General features: G+C 57.4%; 22 protein-coding genes. 13 read left to right on the plus strand and 9 right to left on the minus strand.

Going from position 1 to position 20304, the window contains the following annotated elements:
• The first annotated feature begins 2 nt into the window (after positions 1-2).
• Positions 3-3392, plus strand: a complete 3390-nt coding sequence (locus ABJN86_RS09750) for an efflux RND transporter permease subunit (protein WP_348366694.1) — start codon at positions 3-5, stop codon at positions 3390-3392.
• Here the strand turns inward: ABJN86_RS09750 and ABJN86_RS09755 are convergent.
• Positions 3389-4216 (minus strand): protein-disulfide reductase DsbD domain-containing protein, encoded by an 828-nt coding sequence (locus ABJN86_RS09755; protein WP_348366695.1) that lies wholly within the window; start codon positions 4214-4216, stop codon positions 3389-3391. The two genes, ABJN86_RS09750 and ABJN86_RS09755, sit on opposite strands and share 4 nt — an antisense overlap.
• A gap of 125 nt (positions 4217-4341) precedes the next feature.
• On the opposite strand from ABJN86_RS09755, the gene ABJN86_RS09760 reads away from it, so the two are divergent.
• Positions 4342-4911 carry a YqgE/AlgH family protein gene (locus ABJN86_RS09760; RefSeq protein WP_348366697.1) on the plus strand — a complete coding sequence of 190 codons (570 nt, stop codon included), beginning with the start codon at positions 4342-4344 and terminating at the stop codon, positions 4909-4911.
• Between the two features lie 5 nt (positions 4912-4916).
• Here ABJN86_RS09760 and ABJN86_RS09765 read toward each other — a convergent pair whose 3' ends face one another.
• Positions 4917-5876: an L-threonylcarbamoyladenylate synthase gene (locus ABJN86_RS09765; protein ID WP_348366699.1), complete on the minus strand. Its 960-nt coding sequence runs from the start codon at positions 5874-5876 to the stop codon at positions 4917-4919.
• Between the two features lie 141 nt (positions 5877-6017).
• On the opposite strand from ABJN86_RS09765, the gene ABJN86_RS09770 reads away from it, so the two are divergent.
• The 5 genes from ABJN86_RS09770 (at position 6018) to ABJN86_RS09790 (ending at position 10036) form a co-directional block, all read left to right on the plus strand.
• Positions 6018-7724, plus strand: coding sequence for an acyl-CoA dehydrogenase (locus ABJN86_RS09770; protein WP_348366700.1), 1707 nt, complete (start codon positions 6018-6020; stop codon positions 7722-7724).
• Positions 7721-8752, plus strand: coding sequence for an MBL fold metallo-hydrolase (locus tag ABJN86_RS09775; protein WP_348366701.1), 1032 nt, complete (start codon positions 7721-7723; stop codon positions 8750-8752). The genes ABJN86_RS09770 and ABJN86_RS09775 overlap by 4 nt, the downstream gene beginning before the upstream one ends.
• 3 nt (positions 8753-8755) lie before the next feature.
• Entirely contained in the window at positions 8756-9214 is a 459-nt protein-coding gene (locus ABJN86_RS09780) for a DUF6173 family protein (protein WP_348366703.1), read from the plus strand.
• Between the two features lie 84 nt (positions 9215-9298).
• Entirely contained in the window at positions 9299-9433 is a 135-nt protein-coding gene (locus ABJN86_RS09785) for an aa3-type cytochrome c oxidase subunit IV (RefSeq protein WP_348366705.1), read from the plus strand.
• A 12-nt stretch (positions 9434-9445) separates the two neighbouring features.
• The gene (locus ABJN86_RS09790; protein ID WP_348366706.1) at positions 9446-10036 is read left to right on the plus strand and encodes a hypothetical protein; all 591 of its coding nucleotides are present in this window, start codon (positions 9446-9448) and stop codon (positions 10034-10036) included.
• A 39-nt stretch (positions 10037-10075) separates the two neighbouring features.
• Here the strand turns inward: ABJN86_RS09790 and ABJN86_RS09795 are convergent, their stop codons facing one another.
• Positions 10076-10453 (minus strand): VOC family protein, encoded by a 378-nt coding sequence (locus ABJN86_RS09795; RefSeq protein WP_348366708.1) that lies wholly within the window; start codon positions 10451-10453, stop codon positions 10076-10078.
• A 72-nt stretch (positions 10454-10525) separates the two neighbouring features.
• On the opposite strand from ABJN86_RS09795, the gene soxR reads away from it, so the two are divergent.
• Positions 10526-10987 carry a redox-sensitive transcriptional activator SoxR gene (soxR, locus tag ABJN86_RS09800; protein WP_348366710.1) on the plus strand — a complete coding sequence of 154 codons (462 nt, stop codon included), beginning with the start codon at positions 10526-10528 and terminating at the stop codon, positions 10985-10987.
• A 200-nt stretch (positions 10988-11187) separates the two neighbouring features.
• Here the strand turns inward: soxR and rpsU are convergent, their stop codons facing one another.
• Complete coding sequence (gene rpsU / locus ABJN86_RS09805; protein WP_348366712.1) at positions 11188-11391, minus strand: 30S ribosomal protein S21; 204 nt, start codon at positions 11389-11391, stop codon at positions 11188-11190.
• 112 nt (positions 11392-11503) lie between these two features.
• On the opposite strand from rpsU, the gene ABJN86_RS09810 reads away from it, so the two are divergent.
• Both ABJN86_RS09810 and ABJN86_RS09815 read left to right on the plus strand, forming a co-directional pair.
• Positions 11504-12187, plus strand: a complete 684-nt coding sequence (locus tag ABJN86_RS09810) for a COQ9 family protein (protein WP_348366714.1) — start codon at positions 11504-11506, stop codon at positions 12185-12187.
• A 9-nt stretch (positions 12188-12196) separates the two neighbouring features.
• A complete protein-coding gene (locus ABJN86_RS09815; protein WP_348366716.1) occupies positions 12197-13183 on the plus strand; it encodes an NAD(P)H-quinone oxidoreductase in 987 nt (328 codons plus the stop codon).
• 294 nt (positions 13184-13477) lie between these two features.
• Here ABJN86_RS09815 and ABJN86_RS09820 read toward each other — a convergent pair whose 3' ends face one another.
• Positions 13478-14110, minus strand: coding sequence for a ribonuclease T2 (locus tag ABJN86_RS09820; RefSeq protein WP_348366718.1), 633 nt, complete (start codon positions 14108-14110; stop codon positions 13478-13480).
• Between the two features lie 140 nt (positions 14111-14250).
• Here ABJN86_RS09820 and ABJN86_RS09825 point away from each other — a divergent pair, with 140 nt between their 5' ends.
• Together ABJN86_RS09825 and ABJN86_RS09830 are read left to right on the plus strand one after the other, a co-directional pair.
• Positions 14251-15009: a cell cycle transcriptional regulator TrcR gene (locus ABJN86_RS09825; RefSeq protein ID WP_348366720.1), complete on the plus strand. Its 759-nt coding sequence runs from the start codon at positions 14251-14253 to the stop codon at positions 15007-15009.
• A gap of 331 nt (positions 15010-15340) precedes the next feature.
• Positions 15341-15682: a RidA family protein gene (locus tag ABJN86_RS09830; protein WP_348366721.1), complete on the plus strand. Its 342-nt coding sequence runs from the start codon at positions 15341-15343 to the stop codon at positions 15680-15682.
• A 110-nt stretch (positions 15683-15792) separates the two neighbouring features.
• Here the strand turns inward: ABJN86_RS09830 and ABJN86_RS09835 are convergent, their stop codons facing one another.
• Genes ABJN86_RS09835 through clpS form a run of 3 tightly spaced genes read right to left on the minus strand, consistent with a single transcriptional unit; the run spans position 15793 to position 17992 of the window.
• Positions 15793-16599, minus strand: a complete 807-nt coding sequence (locus ABJN86_RS09835) for an SDR family oxidoreductase (protein ID WP_348366723.1) — start codon at positions 16597-16599, stop codon at positions 15793-15795.
• A gap of 40 nt (positions 16600-16639) precedes the next feature.
• Positions 16640-17650 (minus strand): class I SAM-dependent methyltransferase, encoded by a 1011-nt coding sequence (locus ABJN86_RS09840; protein WP_348366725.1) that lies wholly within the window; start codon positions 17648-17650, stop codon positions 16640-16642.
• A gap of 21 nt (positions 17651-17671) precedes the next feature.
• Positions 17672-17992, minus strand: a complete 321-nt coding sequence (gene clpS, locus ABJN86_RS09845) for an ATP-dependent Clp protease adapter ClpS (RefSeq protein ID WP_348366933.1) — start codon at positions 17990-17992, stop codon at positions 17672-17674.
• A gap of 113 nt (positions 17993-18105) precedes the next feature.
• Between clpS and ABJN86_RS09850 the strand changes: the two genes are divergently transcribed.
• The gene (locus ABJN86_RS09850; RefSeq protein ID WP_348366726.1) at positions 18106-18807 is read left to right on the plus strand and encodes an HAD family hydrolase; all 702 of its coding nucleotides are present in this window, start codon (positions 18106-18108) and stop codon (positions 18805-18807) included.
• Here ABJN86_RS09850 and ABJN86_RS09855 read toward each other — a convergent pair.
• Positions 18795-20210 carry an FAD-binding oxidoreductase gene (locus ABJN86_RS09855; RefSeq protein ID WP_348366728.1) on the minus strand — a complete coding sequence of 472 codons (1416 nt, stop codon included), beginning with the start codon at positions 20208-20210 and terminating at the stop codon, positions 18795-18797. The genes ABJN86_RS09850 and ABJN86_RS09855 overlap by 13 nt on opposite strands.
• Between the last annotated feature and the right edge of the window lie 94 nt (positions 20211-20304).

Below are 20304 nucleotides of genomic sequence, written 5' to 3' on the forward strand. Positions count from 1 at the left end.
TCATGAAAATCGGAAAAATCGCGTCTAAAACTGGTGGCGTTCTGTCCTACTTCACGCGCCACGGCACCGCTGCAAACCTGCTTTTGGTGATCATGATCGCCATCGGCGCGGCGGCAGTTCCACGCATGAATACGCAGTTTTTCCCTGACGTCGTGATTGATAGTGTTTCGGTCAACGTGCAATGGGACGGGGCAGGGGCTGAGGATGTCGACGGCGCGATTATCCAGCTGTTGGAACCTGCTTTGCTGTCGGTGGAGGGTGTTGAAAGCACCAGCTCGCAATCGCGCGAAGGCAGCGCCAGCGTTAGCCTTGAATTTGAACCCGGTTGGGATATGTCGCGCGCCGCCGACGATGTTCAGGTGGCGGTTGATACTGTCACGAACTTGCCCGAGGATGCGGAAGAACCCAGCGTAAGACGTGGCGCTTGGCGCGACAGGGTCACAGATGTCGTGATATCCGGGCCTGTGTCAGTGGACCAATTGGGGCGCTTTGCGGATGAATTCGTAACCCGTTTGTTTGCGGCTGGCGTAACCCGCGCGACCATCCGCGGGGTCGCCGCACCTGAGACTATTGTGGAAGTGTCGTCTTTGTCATTGATCCGCAATGACGTGACTATGGCGCAGATTGCTGAAGCCATACGGGGCGAGGCCTCGGCTGATCCTGCGGGTGACGTGGACGGGGCGAACGCGCGGGTGCGCACGGGTGTGGCCAAACGCAGCGCGGACCAAATTTCGGGGATCGTTTTGCGATCCAACGAGGATGGATCGAAACTGACGGTTGGCGATGTCGCTACCATTTTTGTTGAAGGGACTGATCGCGAGCGGGCGTATTATGTGGGGGAAAACTCCGCGATATCTGTGCGTGTTGATCGCAGCTCTCAAGGGGATGCGATTGCCATTCAAGCTCAGGTGCAAGAGGTCGCTGACGAATTGGAGCTGACCCTGCCCGAAGGCACTAAGGTGGAGTTGATCCGCACCCGCTCCGAGGCGATTTCGGGGCGTTTGAACATCCTGCTCGACAATGGGCTGATGGGCCTTGGCTTGGTCGTGTTGCTGCTGTTCCTCTTCCTCAATGCGCGCACGGCGTTTTGGGTGGCCGCAGGTGTTCCCGTGGCCATGCTGGGCGCCATCGCGCTGATGTATGCGGCTGGGATCACCATCAATATGATATCGCTTTTCGCATTGATCATAACGCTGGGCATCGTGGTGGATGACGCCATCGTGGTGGGCGAGCATGCGGACTTCCGTGCGACACGACTGGGCGAAGACCCCGCCACAGCCGCCGAGAACGCGGCGCGGCGCATGGCGCAACCGGTTTTTGCTGCAACCATCACCACCATTATCGCCTTCTTTGGGTTGGTCGCGGTTGGAGGGCGGTTTGGGAACCTGATCGGAGATATCCCGTTTACCGTGATCGTGGTGTTGATTGCGTCGCTGATAGAGTGCTTCTTGATCCTGCCCAATCACATGGCCCATGCATTGGCCGCGCAAAGCAAAGAACGCTGGTACGACTGGCCGTCGCGCACCATTACGCGTGGCTTCGACTGGTCGCGCGAAAAACTATTCCGCCCGTTCATCGCTGGCGTCATTTGGGCGCGCTATCCGGTGATGGCGGGGGCGTTGGTTTTGCTGATGTCGCAAGCCGCGTTGTTCATCAAGGGCGACGTGACATGGCGGTTCTTTAATGCGCCGGAACGAGGCTCCATTTCTGGCAACTTTGCCATGCTCCCCGGCGCGACCCGTGACGACACCATTGCGATGATGCGTGAAATGCAACGCGCCACCAACGAGCTGGCCGAGAAGTACGAAGCGGAGCATGGCCGCAGCCCGATTGATTACGTTTTGGCCGAGGTGGGCGGGACCACAGGGCGCGGCTTGGCAGGACAAGACACCAAAGACACCGACCAACTGGGGTCCTTGGCGATTGAGTTGATCGACGCGGATTTGCGCACCTATTCCAGCTTCCAATTCATCGGCGAATTGCAAGACACCGTGCGGCGGCACCCGATGCTGGAAACCGTGAGCTTTCGTGGCGGGCGATCTGGCCCTGGTGGGGATGCGTTGGACGTGCAAATTTATGGTGCGGAAGCTGACACACTCAAAGGTGCCTCCGAGGCGTTAAAAACGAGTTTGGCGAAATTCCCCGAAGTGTCGGCGTTGGAAGATACCCTTGCTTACGACAAGGAGGAGTTGATCCTTGATCTTACGGCCCAAGGCCAAGCTCTTGGCTTCAAGATTGACGATCTTGGCCGTGTGCTCCGCAATCGGTTGAACGGCATTGAGGCGGCGACTTATCCGGATGGGCCACGCTCCGCGACCATCCGCGTTGAATTGCCAAAAGGCGAGCTGACCGCCGACTTCCTTGAGCGGACCTTCCTTTTGGCGCAGTCCGGAGAATACGTCCCGCTGAGCGATATCGTGGCCGTTGTGCGCCAATCGGGCTTCTCCACGGTGCGACGTGAGAATGGTGTGCGGTTGGTGTCCGTCACGGGCGATTTGTCTGAGGATGATCCGGTGCGCGCCGAAGAGATCATGGTCAGCCTACAAGAAGAGATATTGCCGACCATTGAGCAGGACTTTGGTGTCTCAACAGACCTGTCAGGACTTTCGGAGCAGGAATCCGACTTCCTCACCGATGCGGGACTAGGGTTCTTACTGTGCTTAGTCGGGATTTACTTGGCGCTGGCGTGGGTCTTCTCTAGCTGGACGCGGCCGATGGTTATTATGCTGATCATACCGTTTGGGTTGGTAGGCACCATTTACGGGCACAACGCGTGGGGTGTGCCACTGTCGATGTTCACGGTGATCGGGCTGATTGGGATGACAGGGATCATCATCAACGACTCGATTGTGTTGGTCTCTACGGTGGATGAATACGCACAGGAACGCGGGTTGATCCCTGCGATTATCGACGGGACCTCCGACAGGTTGCGGCCCGTTTTACTGACGACCCTGACCACGGTTCTTGGGTTGGCACCCTTGTTGTTTGAGACGTCCTCCCAAGCGCAATTCTTGAAGCCGACGGTCATTACATTGTGCTACGGGTTGGGCTTTGGCTTGGTGCTGGTCTTGCTGGTCGTGCCATCACTCATGGCGATGCAGGCGGATGTGGCACAGCAAACGACCGCATTGAAACGGGCGTTGAGATCGCAAGGGGCTTTGCGCTGGGTGACACTTGGCTTGGTGGCCGTGATCGCCTCCATGTTCGCGGCCACAATGGGCAGCGCGATCTTCAAGGGTGCCCTGCCAGAGCAGTTGGACGCTTTCGCGATGGATGGGGCCGTCGTGACGTCAGCCTTGCTGATGTTCCTTGCGGGAACCGTCGCGCTGTTGATTGTAAGTTGGATAGTCGCGGCGCTGCTTCACCTTGGCGCGCGCCTCAAGGCGACTTAGTCGCAGCCGAAGATATCTACCGCATTCTGCGTGGTGATTACGGTCATGCGCAATTGGGTAAGGTCCAGCTCAAATGGCGTGGCGTCGTGAGTAAGGACCTCAGCGGTGGAGCTAAGGATGTTCCCGTCACGCGCGACTTTTGGTTCACTGATCCAGAGGTCTTTATTCGCGGCCTCGATGACCAGCGCCTCGTTCTTGCCGTCAAACGCGGGCATGTCGAGCTGAACCCGAATTTCCGCGCGACCTTCAAGATAGTCTACCGAGCAGTCAGCCCGCTTAACCTGCGCTAAGGCTGCGGTCATGGGCCGGTTGGCAAGCGCTTGGCTGACTTCCGAGACGTATTCTTTTTGGTCCGATTGCAGCGTTGCTTGCAGATCTATGCTCACAGGCAGGCAAATTTCTTTGCACAGGCCAAAACGAAGCAACCCGTCGAGTTCTATCGGCCCGTCGCCTTCTGGCTTTAAGGCCAGCGGCAAGATGAAGTCTGTGTCGTAGCCGATAGAGCGCAGCCCATGTTGGCGAAACACCTGAGGTGTTGGCCAAAGCATCTTCACGTCATCGAGGTTTTCGGATTCGTCCCATTCCAACAAGGTCGGCAATCCGCCATCACCGGGGGCGCGCCAATAGGTTTTCCATTCCGGGGCCATGGTGAACTTAAGGCCCGCATAATGGATCCCGTTCGCATCGAGCCATCCTGGTAGAATATCGACGGTCACAACCTCCGACATGTCATTGGTCAGTACCTGCGCGGAGGCCGCAGGAGTGAGCAAGGCTAAGGCTGAAAGGCAAGCACTGGTCAGTTTAAGAAGGCTACTATTGGACATAACCCACCGATAGCGGCTCCTTATATGACAATAAACTCACGTTTGAGCGAGAGTTTGTCATAACTGACGTGTTGAGTGGGAAAGGGCACCTTGAATGCCCCCGCCCAAATGACCAGTTTGTCGCCATGAGTTTTGATTCGATTTCATTGGCAGGAAAACTGCTTATCGCCATGCCCGATATGGGAGATCCACGGTTCGCGCGGTCTGTTATTTTTATGTGCTCACATTCCGAAGATCGGGCCATGGGGCTGATCGTGAACAAAAGCGCGCGGGATTTGCGGTTTAACGACCTGTTGAAACAACTGGATATTCCCGAAGCCCCTAAAGCCCGTGAAATTCGCGTCCATGTCGGTGGTCCCGTGGATTATGGGCGTGGCTTTGTTTTGCATACACCCGACTACCATAGCGACGACAGCACGTTGGAGATTGAGGGCGGCTATGGGCTGACCGCAACGCTGGATATCCTTGAGGACATCTCGACGGGTGAGGGGCCTGAGCAATGCCTGCTGACCATGGGTTACGCTGGTTGGGGGCCGGGGCAGCTTGAAGAAGAGATACAAAACAACGGCTGGCTCATTAGCGACGCGGATAGTGACCTGATCTTCAAGGGGGCGAATGACGCCAAATGGGTTGGCGCGTTGGATCTATTGGGGGTTGATCCGTTGATGCTGTCACCGGGCGGTGGGTCCGCCTGATTAGGCTAGTTTGATCGAGGAGCTGCGGCACGCGAGAGCCGGTCATTGATCGCAAGGCCCAAGCCGGCCATTGGAATCGGGGCCACATGAATTTGGCCTTCACCCTCGCCCTTGTCCTGACCCTTTGCCAAGGCATCCATCTGACGCAGCATCGCAAAGAGATTGGCCGCCGCCTCACGCAGGTCTGCTGACGCGGACAGGTTCAATTGCCCGTCTACCGAGCCAAACCCCAGCATCAGAGCGCCTTTGAGTTGATTCAGTACCACCGCCGCGTTGGGGGCGTAATGCGATGTCAATTGCCCCGGTGCACTTGGGGTGGATGGGTTTAGGTCGTGATCTAACGCGTGGCCTACTGCGGCCTCTAGGGCCTCAACCGGCAACCCGCCCGGCCGTAGAAGCCTGACGGGATTTGTGGCGACAATCGTGCTCTCCACCCCGACTGTGCAGGGGCCGCCGTCTATGACCGCATCAATCCGCCCCGACAGCCCTGCTGTCACATGCGCGGCTGTGGTGGGGCTGATCTGGCCCGAGGGGTTGGCGGAGGGGGCGGCGACTGGGCAGCCAGCTTGCGCCAGAAGTTCGCGTGCGAGGGGTTGGGCCGGCACGCGAATGGCGACGGTGTCCAATCCTGCGGTGACCAGGGACGACAGCCCGTGACCATCTTTCAAAGGCAAGACCAACGATAGCGGACCGGGCCAGAAGGCATCCGCCAAGGCGCGTGCATCGTCGTCAAACACCGCCAACTTTTCAGCCTGCGCAAGTGAGGGGACATGGACGATCAGCGGGTTGAAGCTGGGTCGGCCTTTCGCCGCATAAATCGCCGCAACCGCCTCGCCGTTTTTGGCATTCGCGCCAAGCCCGTAAACCGTTTCGGTCGGGAAAGCGACGAGTTGGCCTGCTTGCAGCATTTGTGCCGCTTGGGCCACCTCATCGGAGCGCAGCAGTTGGGTCGTAAGGGTGGTCATGTTGGCGGACCTTGTACTGACGTGGCGTTTCACTTGATGCAAAGGCCCGAGAATGGCTATCCTGAAGCATTAACGATCGACCCTTTATCTGATCCTGCGGCCCCTTGCAAAGCCGCGTGATGCGCAACGTGAGGACAGAGCATGCCATACCGTGCCCCAGCTGCTGACTACCAATTTTTACTCGACCACATTGTTGGCTTCGACAAAGTCGCCGCGACAGAACGTTTCGCCGAGGCAACGCCGGACATGGTTTCGGCCATCTTCGACGAGGCGGCCAAGATGTCGAACGAAGTTTTAGCCCCCTTGAACCGCAACGGCGACCTGCATCCTGCCAAGCTGGAAAACGGAGTTGTGCGCACCTCCCCCGGTTTCGCGGACGGCTATAAAGCCATCGCGGAAGGTGGTTGGATCGGCATGGCCGCCAGCCCTGAATACGGCGGCATGGGTTTGCCTTTCTCGGTCCAGAACGCGGTGAATGAGATGATGGGCGGCAGCTGCCTGTCACTGCAATTGAACCCGCTGATGACCCAAGGTCAGATCGAAGCGTTGGAGCATCATGCCTCTGATGCGATCAAGGATTTGTACCTGCCGAAACTGATCTCTGGCGAATGGTGCGGCACGATGAACCTGACAGAGCCTCAGGCGGGCTCTGACGTGGGGGCGTTGAAGTCCAAGGCCGAGGACAACGGCGACGGCACCTATGCGGTCTCAGGCCAGAAGATTTACATTAGTTGGGGTGACAACGATTTTAGCGAGAACGTTTGCCACCTAGTGCTTGCGCGCCTTCCAGATGGGGCCCCAGGGACCAAAGGTATTTCGCTGTTCATGGTGCCGAAGCTGATACCGGATGAGAATGGCAAGCCAGGGGTGGCCAACTCGTTGAAGGTGGTGTCGCTGGAGCATAAAATGGGCCTTCACGGCTCCCCCACTGCGGTGATGCAATATGACGGGGCGACCGGCTGGATCATCGGCAAACCGGGCGGCGGGATGGCCGCGATGTTCACCATGATGAACAACGCTCGTGTTGGCGTCGGGGGCCAAGGGATTGCGGTTGCGGAAGCCGCCTACCAGCAAGCGGCGAGCTACGCGCAAGACCGCAAGCAAGGCAAAGCCGCGGTGGGCGACAGCATTCTGGGCCACGCGGATGTACGCCGTATGTTGGCGCAAATGAAGGCGGATGTGTTCACGGCGCGGGCCATTGCTGCGGCCTGCGCTGTGGCCATTGATATGCAAGTGGCGACGGGTGCGCCGGAACACGCGGCGCGCGCGGCCTTGTTGACCCCAATTGCCAAAGCCTTTGGTACCGACACAGGCGTTGAGGTGTCCGAGCAGGGCATTCAGGTTCACGGCGGTATGGGCTTCATTGAGGAAACTGGTGCGGCGCAGTTCCTGCGCGACGTGCGCGTTACTGCGATTTATGAAGGCACCAACGGCATTCAGGCAATGGACCTAGTTGCGCGCAAGATGATGGACGGCGGCGAGGCGGCCTATGCGTTGATTGACGAGATCGAAGCCTATGCGGAAACTTGCAAAGCCACGCTGCCAGACCTTGCGGGGCCAGTGTTCACGGCCGCAGAGACCTTGCGCGAAACGACCGAATGGCTGGTCGAGCAAGACATGAACGACCGCTTTGCGGGGGCCGTGCCTTATCTGCGCCTATTCGCCCGCGTTTTGGGCGGGTACTTCCATCTTTGTGCTGCGAATGTGGCGGGTGCGGACAGTGCGCGTAGGCGTTTGGCCACGGTCTATATTTTGCGCCTGTTGCCGGAGCATTCTGGCCTTGCTGAGCAAGCCCGTCGCGGGGCTGCGGACCTGTATGAGCTGAGCGAAGAGGATTTTGTCGCTTGAGCGAAAAGCTAAGTTACCCGTTTGCGGATATTCCAGCCGAGGGCGAAGCAATCGAAGTTGCGGATGGCATCTTGTGGATGCGCCTGCCGCTGCCAATGAAGCTGGACCACGTCAATATTTACGCAATGGATGATGGCGACAGCTGGACGATCGTCGACACTGGTTTCTACTCAAAGCGCGGTGTTGCGATCTGGGAAAAGCTGATGGCTGGCCCGCTTGGAGGGAAACCGGTATCGCGGGTGATTGTCACGCATCACCACCCCGACCATATCGGCATGGCAGGCTGGTTCCAAACGGAGCATGGGGCGGAGTTGGTCACGACCCGCACCGCGTGGCTGATGGCGCGGATGCTGGTTCTGGATGAGCAGGATTTACCCACCGCAGAGGCGCTACAGTTTTGGAAACATGCTGGCATGGACGCGGACATTTTCGACAAGCGCGCAACTGAGCGCCCGTTCAATTTCTCCGATTGCGTGTATCCGATGCCGCTTGGGTATCGCCGCATCCGCGAAGGCGACACGCTGCGGACGGGCGGGCGCGACTGGCATGTGCGCATAGGCAATGGGCACGCACCCGAGCACGCGACGCTTTGGTCGGACGGTGTGGTGCTTGGCGGGGATCAGTTGTTGCCGTCGATTAGCCCCAACCTTGGGGTCTACCCAACGGAGCCAGACGCCGATCCCGTCGCCGATTGGCTGGAAGCCTGCGAGCGCCTTTTGGGCTTTGCTGCGCCCGATCAGTTGGTTTTGCCGGGGCACAAACTGCCGTTCACTGGGCTGCCTTTGCGGATGCGCCAGTTGATCGACAATCACCACGGAGCCTTGAAACGCCTTCATGACTTCCTGGATACCCCCAAATCTGCGCATGAGTGTTTTGTGCCGCTATTTAAGCGCGAAATTCGCGGTGGTGAGTATGGATTGGCCTTAGTGGAGAGCGTGGCTCATTGCGCGCATCTATATTTGGCTGGACAAGTGGTGCGAACTTTGCGTGAAGATGGGGCATACGTGTATCAACGCAAAGAGGCCTGACCCATGGACGAAAAAATCGAGACAACCGCCGAAGCAGTCGAGGCCTCCGCGCTACGTAGGGCAGGGGTTGTTCACGTCAATGACTGCGGCTCCACACCCGAGGTGGAGCCCCTTCCAGAGGCGATGAGCAAGACCCCGATCGAGCAAAAGTCCCCCTCCGAGTGGGCTTATGAGCGCTTGATCCTCTACATCAAAAACTTCGAGGAGAAGCTGGACAACGACCACGAGATTGCCATGGGCTTTGTCGGCGGTGACACGGGCGTTATGCGCATCGAGGGCATCGGGTTCTACGCCCCTGACATCATCACCTTCTACGGCTCGGACCCAAGCGGCGCGCGCACCCAGCAAATCCAGCACGTCAGCCAGCTAAACGTCCAATTGCGCACGTTGCCCAAGCAAGTGGACCAACCTGAGCCAAACAGAATTGGGTTCCGGCTGGCGCAGGACTTGGACAAAGCCTGATTATTGCGCCCCCGCGTCCCCCTGTCGCGTGACAGCGGGGAAAGAATCCGGTACTGCACAAAAAACGAATTACGGAGAGATACAATGGCTGAGCACAAACACGGCTCCATGGACGTAACCGAGCATGAGAGAATGTTCGCTGGGTTCGCTAAATTCACCACTTACGCTGTCATCGGCATCCTGATCTTCTTGGTGCTTTTGGCTATGGTAAACGGCTAAGATATTCGTCTTATGAAGCGGTTGTTTTTACTAGTTGGCGTCGTTGCCCTTTTGTCATCCTGCGGAGTTGAATCCGTATGGGCACCTGACGATGAAGTGCGCTCCAAGGCTTACAGGCACACTGGTCCTGCATCGCTGACGCTGATCACTGTGATCAACAACCGCTCCGGTGCAGGTGGGCATACGGGCTTGCTGATCAACGGCTCGCAGCGGGTCGTTTGGGACCCAGCCGGCACATGGTGGAGCCCCAACGCGCCCGAGCGCAACGACCTGCATTACGGCATGAATGACCGCATGGTCGGCGTTTACGTCGACTACCACACCCGCGAAACCTACCACACGATTATCCAAGAATTGGAAGTCTCGCCGGAAGTGGCGGAGCTGGCCTTGCAAGAGGCCGCCTCGTTTGGCGCCGTGCCGAAGGCGTCGTGCTCCTTGTCGACCAGCACCATTCTTAGCCGTTTGCCGGGCTTTGAGAGCATCAAGGTGTCGTACTTCCCGAAGAAGACTATGGAAGCCTTCGCCAAATTCCCCGGCGTGAAGACGCGCAAGGTTTTTGATGACGATCCAGACGATAATTCGGCGAAGCTGCCTGCGGGTTGAGCGGCTGCCCGCTAGGGGCAGCCCTCTTTGAATTCAACGTCATGTGTACGAGATCACCTCGAATTCAATCCCGTTCTCATCCTCAAAATAAAACCGGCGTCCCGGTTCGTAATCTTGATGGCTATTGGGTACATAGCCCCGCGCTTTGATCTTAGCTTCAACTGCGTCCAGATCGTCCACGACGATACCGATATGATTTAATCCTGCGCGCCTGTGGTAGGTTTCGGCAGGGGCGTTTGTGTCGGTTGAAGGTGTGTACAAGGCCAGATAGCTGGCCTTGCTACCAACATGTATTGAGTGCCCCTCATAGATCGACGCGCCCTCCCAGCGGACCTCCCATTCAAAAAGATCGCACAGCATTGTCGCTGTAGTTGCGACGTCTTTCACAGTGACGTTTAAGTGCTCTAACTCTGACATGGTTTTCTCCTTTGTAAGCTTCTTGTAAATATGTTGTAATTCCTCAAGTTAACTTTAGGTCAAGAGGTTTTTATGCCTATTTCACAAGGTCTATCCATAGGGGCTGTTGCCGATCGCACAGGGCTGGCCGTGTCGGCCATTCGATTTTATGAGACACATGGTTTGGTGGAGCCCTATAAAAACGCCTCTGGGCATCGGCGCTATGACCGCTCCGACATTCGCAAACTGAGCTTTGTGATGATCGCTCAGGAGTTGGGTGTTTCGCTGCGTGATCTTGGAGTGCTGATGCAAGTCCTTCCTAAAGGTCGTGCACCGTCACGCGCTGACTGGACTCGCATGGCAACCAAGTTTCGCAGTGATCTAGATGCCCGTATCGCTAAGGCTGAGCGGCTACGAGACACGCTGGATGGTTGTATTGGGTGTGGTTGTCTTTCGCTGCGTCGATGTGCGCTTTACAATCCTGACGACCGCGCGCGTTCGTCCGGACCCGGCCCGCGACATCTTATTGAACCGACAGTATTGAAGCCTGCTTAGGGCTCTTCCGATCATTCGTTGCATGCAGTGTGAAGTGTAAATCTATGACGTGATGAACGCGGTTAGGTCTAAAGCGGTAGGTAAAATCTGTCAGTGTATCGCGCTCACACGTGAGTGCATCCTAACCCATCAGAACAAAAAATAAGCCCCCGAAGCACGGGGCTTCGGGGGCTGTATTCTTTGCTTGAAAGTCGGGCGTCTTAGCCGTTTTCGCGCTGGAGCTTTTTGCGAGCCAGCTTGCGGGAACGGCGAATAGCTTCGGCTTTCTCGCGTGCTTTCTTCTCAGAAGGCTTTTCGTAATGTTGCTTGAGCTTCATCTCACGAAAAACGCCCTCACGCTGAAGTTTCTTCTTCAGTGCGCGGAGAGCCTGATCGACGTTGTTGTCGCGAACGCTTACCTGCATGTGGTGTCACCACCTTCCTAGGTTAAATTTTGCAAGATTGCAGGAAATGGCCATATAGCAAAGCCACCTGAATTTGTCTACCATGAAGCAAGCCTTTGAGAAGGAGCCTTCGATGGACGACGCCAAGACCCAAATTCTAGACGCGAGCCTACCCCATGTAACATTCGACGGTTGGTCCAAGGAGACCTATGACGCGGCCTTACAGGACACGGGCATTGACGCGGCTTTGGCGCGTTCGCTCTACCCGCGTGGGGCGTTGGACTTAGCCGTGGCCTTCCACCACCGCGGCGACGCGCAGATGGTGGCGGCGCTGAAGTCGGCCAATTTGCTGTCGATGCGCTTTCGCGACCGAATCGCTGCGGGCGTGCGGTTCCGGCTAGAAGCGGCGGGTGAAGAGAAAGAAGCGGTGCGCCGAGGATCATCCTTTTTCGCGCTGCCGATGAATGCCGGTGAAGGGGCCAAATTGGTTTGGGGTACGGCGGATGCGATTTGGACTGCCTTGGGGGACCAATCCAAGGACCACAACTGGTACACCAAACGTGCCACCTTGTCGGCGGTCTACACCGCCACCGTCCTGTTCTGGCTGGGCGACGAGAGTGAAGATCATGCCGCAACCTGGGAGTTCCTGGACCGCCGCATCGACAACGTCATGCAGTTCGAGAAATTTAAAGCGCAGATGAACGAGAACCCGCTGACCGCTAAGCTGATGGCAGGGCCGAATTGGCTGCTGTCGCAGATGAAAGCCCCCGGCACTGGTTTTGACGCCGATTTGCCGGGCCACACGACGCCCAAGTAAGGAACGATAATGTCGCTACCACAGATGATGCGGGCGGTAGAAATTACCACGCATGGCGCCCCAGAGGTGCTTCAACCCACGACTATGCCACTGCCAACCCCGCGCCACGGCGAGGTGCTGATCAAGCTGGAATACGCAGGGGTGAACCGGCCCGACGCGCTGCAACGCGCTGGCATGTATAACCCGCCCGAAGGGGCCTCGCCCTTGCCGGGCCTTGAAGGGGCGGGCACGATTGCGGCCGTCGGGGATGGGGTCACAGGCGTCAGCCTTGGCGATCAGGTTTGTGCATTGCTGCCCGGAGGTGGCTACGCCGAATATGTGCGCACGCCTGCCGCCCACTGTTTGCCGGTTCCAAACGGGTTGAGCATGGCCCAAGCGGCGGCCCTGCCGGAGACATTTTTCACCGTTTATTCCAACGTGGTGATGCGCGGCGGCTTGAACGCAGGGGAGCGATTCTTGGTGCACGGCGGCTCGTCGGGGATTGGGACGACGGCCATCCAGCTTGCGGCGACCTTGGGGGCGCGGGTTTTCACCACTGCCGGATCTGACGAGAAATGCGCGGCCTGCCTGAAATTGGGGGCTGAACAGGCGGTGAACTACCGCGAGGCGGATTTCGTCGATGTGATGAAGGCAGAGGGCGGGGCGGACCTGATCCTTGATATGGTCGGTGGTGATTACCTGCCGCGCAATGTGCACGCCTTGGCCAATGATGGCCGGTTGGTGCAGATTGCATTCCTGCAAGGCCCGAAGGTGGAGCTAAACTTCGCCCAAGTGATGATGCGGCGGCTGACCATTACGGGATCGACATTGCGCCCTCAAAGCGATCTGGCGAAGGCACGGATTGGCGAAGAGTTGCGACAGCATGTCTGGCCACTACTGGAGGCGGGGCGGATTGGGCCGGTGATGGACAGTGAGTTTTCATTGGAGGATGCCGCAATGGCGCATACACATATGGAAAGCTCGTCCCATATCGGCAAAATCGTTTTGAAGGTTTGAAAAGTAAGCTGGGCCCGGGAAGCCCAGCTTCTACTATTTACCCTTTAAAACACTAAAGGTCACAACACTGGTTAAATTTTCAGCGTAACAAGCTGGTCACCGAAAACGGCGCTGCCCCAAACACGAGAGCTAATGCCATTTTGGTACATGAACACACACACTCTTCAGTTCCAGAAAAGCGCTTCCCTAGGTAAGGAATACCATACCCTCGATGGAAGTTCAGGAGGGAATGACCAAAAACCTGTTCACATCATTGTGTGTGTTGGGGTGGGGGTTAAGTTTTTCCATTTGCTTTCAACGAACTGGCGTGAAGATGGCGTTGCTCATTGTGCAGTCGGTTACCGTGTCACTTCCGCAATTTCGAGGTTCAAACTGCTTGTCGAGGCAGATGCGGACCTCTTGGATGTGCCGATTTTTGCATGTCACGGTGATCATATTGGGCGACAAACTAGGGTTCGATTCGAGGAACGCCTCCTCCACGACCTTTGCTGGAAGCTTTACCGGATCTTTCAACTTGCGAAATACCGCTGGGCGCTCGATTGCGGTATAGGCCTTGCGGGAAGCCTCGAAGTAGTCAGGTGCGGACAAGCCGGAACAACGCCCGTGTTTCTTCCATTGATGCCACGCCAACCCACCTGAGCCCATAATATCGGTCATCGCATTTGTCTGCCCACGAGAGGCGTCCCGCTGCGACGTGCGGCAGTAGGAAGGCCAACCACGCTCGTTCTGTGGCCACAACCCGTGCAGCGTCCATCCGTGATCATGCCGATCGTCGCATTGATCCGACCCGCGCGCGTCACCTTCCAACGCGCACCAGTTCGGGGACCAGCTTAGGGCGAGGACATAGTAGTCAAAGTCGCCAGCCCGTTCCCCATCCGCCCATAAAGGTCCCGCCCAAAGCATCAGCCCAATTAACAACTTTCGCATTTTCTCTTCCCCTACGATCAATCCGGCCCTATATAGCGTTCAAGTTCCCCAACATCACGAACTTGTTCCAAATGGGACAGCCCCTAAGCCGGGTGACGGGGAAGTTGTGTCCGCTGAGGCGGCTATTAGGAGAAAGCACAATGGCACTACCCATTATGGCGAAAGCCACCGCAGTCTGGCTGGTCGACAACACCACACTGACATTCATTCAAATCGCAGATTTCTGCGGCCTGCACGAGCTAGAAGTCCAAGGCATCGCGGACGGCGACGTGGCGCAAGGCGTGAAGGGCTTTGACCCGATTGCCAACAACCAACTCACGCAAGACGAAATCGACAAAGCCGTGGCCAGCCGCAAGTACCGTTTGCAGTTGAAATACAACGCCGCAGCCGAAGGCGAAGAAGTGCGCCGCGGCCCACGCTACACGCCGCTGTCTAAACGCCAAGACCGCCCTGCATCGATCCTGTGGCTGGTGAAATTCCACCCAGAGCTGACAGACGGTCAAGTCTCCAAGCTGGTGGGGACAACCAAGCCCACGATCAACGCGATCCGCGAGCGCACGCATTGGAACATCTCCAACATTCAGCCGATCGATCCGGTTGCTTTGGGTCTGTGTAAGCAATCCGAGCTGGATGCCGCCGTGCAAAAAGCCAACGCGAAACGCCTCAAAGAGGGCACGGCCTTGTCCGACGAAGAGCGCCGCAAGCTGGTGTCGACTGAGCAGTCGCTGGGTCTGGCCCCTGAGCCAGAGCCCGAATTGCCGTCCTCCATGTCCGGTCTTGAGGCCTTCACCCTGTCCGGTGATGCGGATGACGAGGAAGAGGATGACAACCTGCTAGTTGATGCAGACAGCCTGTTCAACCTGCCCGACGCCCCAAGCGCTGATGGCGACGACGACTGATCCGTTAAAGATCGCAAGAATTAGCGCCGCTGCCTTAACGGGTCAGCGGCGTTTTTCGTTGGGCGTTATGTGGCCCGCCAAGAGCGGCTGTCTCGAAAAGGGCAAAGAGCCTTGATAGACCGTTTAGGGGGTGCGACCGTCGCCTCTGACAGGCTGCCGTGGGTCGCGATTGACGTATGTTATCTGAGCATGTCGATCTCGATTGCCAACTTAAGAATTCCTGAACTAAATAAAACGAAATCGAGATTGCCTCGATATTTCTGCCATGACCATATGGTGATCAACCTGTCCCGGTCGGGATAGGAAACCACTGCAACTGAGGAAAATTCTTATGATTGAGCGTATCGACACCGGAACACGGTCGAGCAAAATCGTGAAACACAATGGAGTGGCTTATCTGACAGGCCAAGTCGGCGAAGGTGACACCATTCAAGAACAGGTGAAGATCTGTTTGGATAAAGTTGATGCCCTTTTGAAAACAGCCGGATCGTCACGCGAAGATATGCTGCGTGTTACCATCTGGTTGGCAGACATGAATGATTTTGATGGGCTGAATGAGGTCTGGAACGCATGGGTGCCCGCCGGTCATGCGCCAGCGCGTGCATGTGGCGAGGCCAAGTTGGCCCGCCCCGAGCTGAAGGTGGAATTCATCGTGGATGCAGCATATTCGTGAAGAATTGGCGCTCTCAAGGAACACCAAGCTAAGATATGTCGCCCATCTGAGTTTCTGATTTATACTCAATGTGGTGGGTGACAGATCAAAGTCATTTGATCCTCTGGAAGTCAGTGCGCTGCGGTCTCAACAGGATCAAGCAGCGTGCGGCCACCGTCGACGGTCATGATCTCACCGGTGATGAAATTCGAGCTGGGCGAGCACAGGAACTGCACCGCCTCGGCCACCTCATTTGCAGGGGCGATGCGTGACAATGGTGTGTGCTCGATGATGTCGTCGCGCAGCTCTTCCGTCTCTTTGAGGGCGTTTTGCAAGCTGGCGCTCATCACGGAGCCAAAGGCCACGGCGTTCACGCGGATGCGCTCGGGCGCCAGCGCGATGGCCATGGTGCGGGTCATCTGGTCAAGGGCCGCGCAAGAGATCGAATACCCCATAAGGCCGGGGCGCGAACGCCGCGCGGCAATGGACGACAGGTTCACGATGGAGCCCGCCATTTCGCCGTCTTCATCGTCCTCGGCCTGTTTGATCATCCGCTTGGCGATCAACTGGCTCAGGCGCATACCGGACAGAAGGTTTTGCTGCAGCAATTGCTCTACGGAGTCGTCGTTGTCGTCCATCGGGTCAGTGGGCAGCACCTGACGCGATGCATTCACCAAGATGTCGACACGGTCAAATGCGTCGATTGTGGCGGACAAGAGATTGGCCTGTGACAGCTTCTCGCGCAGATCACACGAGAAGATGCGCGCGGAGCTTTCATCATCAGCCACATCGCTCATTTCGGCGCGCAGGTGCTTCTCGTCTCGGTCTGCCATCATGACGTTGGCACCTTCCGCGATGAAGTGGCGGGCGATGGCGAGGCCGACCCCGTTTGCGGCGCCTGTGATAATGGCGGTCTTACCAGCAATGGAAAATGACATTGGAATGTCTCCGGTTGGGTTGGATCAAACTAGGGTGATTCTAGCGTTTAGCGCGAGAGCTTTGCGAAACCGTCAGCGGACGGCGGGCACAAATCACCTTGAAGCCGGCTGTTTGGGCGATGGTATCCACCTGCCCGAAACGCTCGTTCAAGGTTTGCTCGTAGGGGAGGTTGCGGTTAGCGACCATCCAGAATTGGCCCTTTGGCATCAGCATATCGGCGGCGCGGCGGATGAACATCTGTCCAAGCTCCGGCGCGGGCTTGCGGCCAAGGTGAAAGGGCGGGTTCGACACCACCGCGGCGTAGTTGCTGCCAACGTGGTAGGTCACATCCCCCCAGTGGAACTTGGCGCGTGGGTCGGTGATGTTCACCTTGGCGGCTTCCAGCGCGTGGTGGTCGGCCTCTACCATATCGAGGGATTTGACGCCCTCGGAGGACAGAATTTTACGCGCCAGATAGCCCCAACCCGCACCAAGATCGGCCACTGGGCCTTTCAGGTCAGGCAGGTGCTGGGCAAGCAAGGCGGAGCCTTTGTCGATGCCGTCAGACGAGAACACGCCCGGGTAAGTGGTGAAGCCTGCGTCCAACGCAATCGGTTTGGCGATCCAGTCGGACAGATCAGGCAAAGCGTCGGGGCGGGGGAACCAGAACAGCTTTCCATGTGCCTTGGCGTAGGTTTCCACCCCGTCAAAGCGTTTGCGCACGGCCTTCAGGATCGATTCCGCGCCGTCGGTCTTAGCGCCCTCAACGGCCACAATTCCGCCAACGGCTGTTTGCTTCAAGGCCCGCGCCACCAGATCGAAGGTTGCGGGTTTGGAGCGGTGGCACATCACCAAACTGGCCGCGACTGCGGGGGTGTCGTCGACGGTGACGTTGAACCCGCGCGAGGACAGCGCCTTATGGTCGGGGTAGAAGCTTTGGCTCAGGCGCAGACGCGCACTGTCGGCAAAGCTTAGGTCCATATCGCCCGCTGCATTCAATACAGCGACGTCACCTTCGGGCAGGCTCAGGAGGTCTTGGTCCAGTGCCAGTGAAAAACGGGTATCTGTCATAGGGGGTGGCAGGCGCGGAGCCTACTCTTTCTCCATCGTGCATTGAAGCGGATGTTGATTGCGGCGCGCCGAATCCATGACTTGTGCGACCTTGGTCTCGGCGATCTCAAAGGCGAAGACGCCAACCACGGCCAGCCCCTTTTTGTGGACTGTCAGCATGATCTCTACGGATTGCGCGTGGTTTAGGCCGAAGAATTTTTCCAGCACCAGAACGACGAACTCCATTGGGGTGTAATCGTCGTTGAGCAGCATCACCTTGTACATGGGCGGCCGCTTGGTCTTTGGTTTTGTCTTTGTCACAACGGAGACGTCGCCCTCGGCGTCGTCGTCATTGTCTGACATCAGGATCTCAAACGGAGTCACAGGTGGCATTCCCTTGCGGCGGCAATCTTTTGGTTGGCGAGGCCTACTATATAAGCGACACATGAGTCCAGAAAAGGGGGACGCTTCGTTAAATGAGTCATATTATTACGACTATCGGCTTCGATGCGGACGACACACTTTGGCAGAACGAGGAATTTTTCCGCCTGACCCAAGATGTTTTCTACGATTTGCTGCGCGATTATGCCGACCCAGACCATCTGGCGCAGCGATTGTTAGAATCAGAGCGCAAGAACCTTGGGCACTACGGCTTCGGCATCAAAGGCTTCATCTTGTCGATGATTGAGACTGCGATTGAGGTCACGGACCAAAAAGTGCCTGCACATGTAATCCAAACCATCATCGAGGCCGGTCAAGAGATGTTGCGCCATCCAGTGAACCTTTTGCCACATGCCCGCGAGGCAGTGGAGGCCTTGGGGCGCGACTTCCGGCTGGTGCTGATCACCAAGGGCGATTTGCTGGATCAAGACCGCAAGCTGGCGCAGTCGGGGTTGGGCGAGATGTTCGATGCGGTTGAAATCGTGGCGGATAAAACGCCCCAGACCTACATCCGCGCCTTCATGCGCCACGGGCATGGGCCGGAGCGTGCAGTGATGGTGGGCAACTCGATGAAGTCCGACGTGGTCCCCGCCATTGAGGCAGGCGGTTGGGGCATCCATGTCCCCGCGAAATACGAGTGGGAAATGGAACGCGCCGACGCGCCCACTGACCACCCGCGTTTTCGGGTGTTAAAACACTTGGGCGAGTTGGAAGCGCTGCTGCCTCAGTTGGTCTGAGGCAGCACTTTTCCGGGGTTCATGATGTTGTCAGGGTCGATCGCGGCCTTGACCGAGCGCATGACAGCTAGCGCCACCTTGTTCTTGCGGCGGGTCATCGACGGTATTTTGGTGAGGCCAATCCCATGCTCTGCCGAGAAACTTCCACCGAGTGATAGAACCACGTCTTCAACCGCCTCTGTAATCATGTCGATGTGGCTGGGGTCGTCTTTGGTTGGGGACACCAGCAAGTGGATGTTCCCGTCACCCAGATGGCTGACCGAGGTGTGCAAAGCTCCATTGTCCAGATCAGCCAACATCGCGTCGATGAGCTCGAAGAATCGGGCGACTTTGTCGACTGGCACGCAAATATCGTTGTTGATCATCGGCTGGCGCAAAAGCATCACCTCACCAGCCGCCTCGCGCCTCTCCCACATTTCGCTGCGTTGGGCGTCGTTTTGGGCGACAACGGCATCTTTGACGCGGCCGTCCTCCATCATCTGAGCTAAGGTGTCCTCTAGCAAGGTCACGAGAGGCACGGTGCCGTCAGATTGCAGGTCCGTGAGGTTGGGGGCTGTTGCGCCAACTTCGACCATGATGTTGATATCGTGACGCTCCTCAAAGGGGGCTCGGGCGTTAGGGAACATCGTTAAGTGGTCAGAAATGTAGAGGGCATCCATATATTCAAACGCCTCGACCAAGCCACCTGTCGCGGCTTGCAAATCATTTAGAAGCGTCAGCGCGTCCGGCAATGCGGGCACAGCTACCATGGCGGTGGCATAGGCGCGTGGCTTGGGAACCAGCTTCACCACGGCGGCTGTGATCAGGCCCAAAGTGCCTTCCGCCCCGATCATCAGGTCCTTCAGGTGGTAGCCGGAGTTGTCTTTGTGCAGCTCGCTCATCAAATCCATGATTTGGCCGTCCGGCAGAACCACTTCCAACCCAAGGCACAGCCCACGGGTGGAGCCATAGCGCACCACATTGGAGCCACCGGCGTTGGTGCTAAGCGCGCCACCGATCATCGCGGAACCTTTGGCCCCAAAGGTCAGGGGGAAGACGAGATCATGCGCATCAGCGGCGTCGTGAATGGAGGATAACACCACGCCCGCGCCAACTATCGCGATGCGGGCGTCTGGGCGCACCTCGCGGATGTCGTTCATGCGCTCCATCGAAATCATCACTGCGTCTTTGGCGTAGGTGCCGCCCGCAAGCGATGTATTGCCTGACACCGGCACAATCGCAGTTTTGGTGGCGGCGCAGGCTTTGACGATGTCACTGACCTCTTGCGTCGAGGCGGGGCGGATCACGGCGATTGGGGTGGCCTTATATTTGCCGCTCCAATCATGGTCGTATTTGGCCGTGTCCGCGTCGATCAATACGTGGGAATCACCTACAATTTCGCGCAATTTGTTAAGTAGTGTCATAAGAGTCTCCGTCTTTGGGGCGAAGTTCCCCTGCAAAGGTGACGATAGCAAGCCCAAAACCTAAACTTGGGACTTGACCCCGCCGCCGCGTTTT

Source organism: Litoreibacter sp., assembly GCF_039974535.1.
In the GTDB taxonomy this organism is placed as follows: Bacteria; Pseudomonadota; Alphaproteobacteria; order Rhodobacterales; family Rhodobacteraceae; genus Litoreibacter.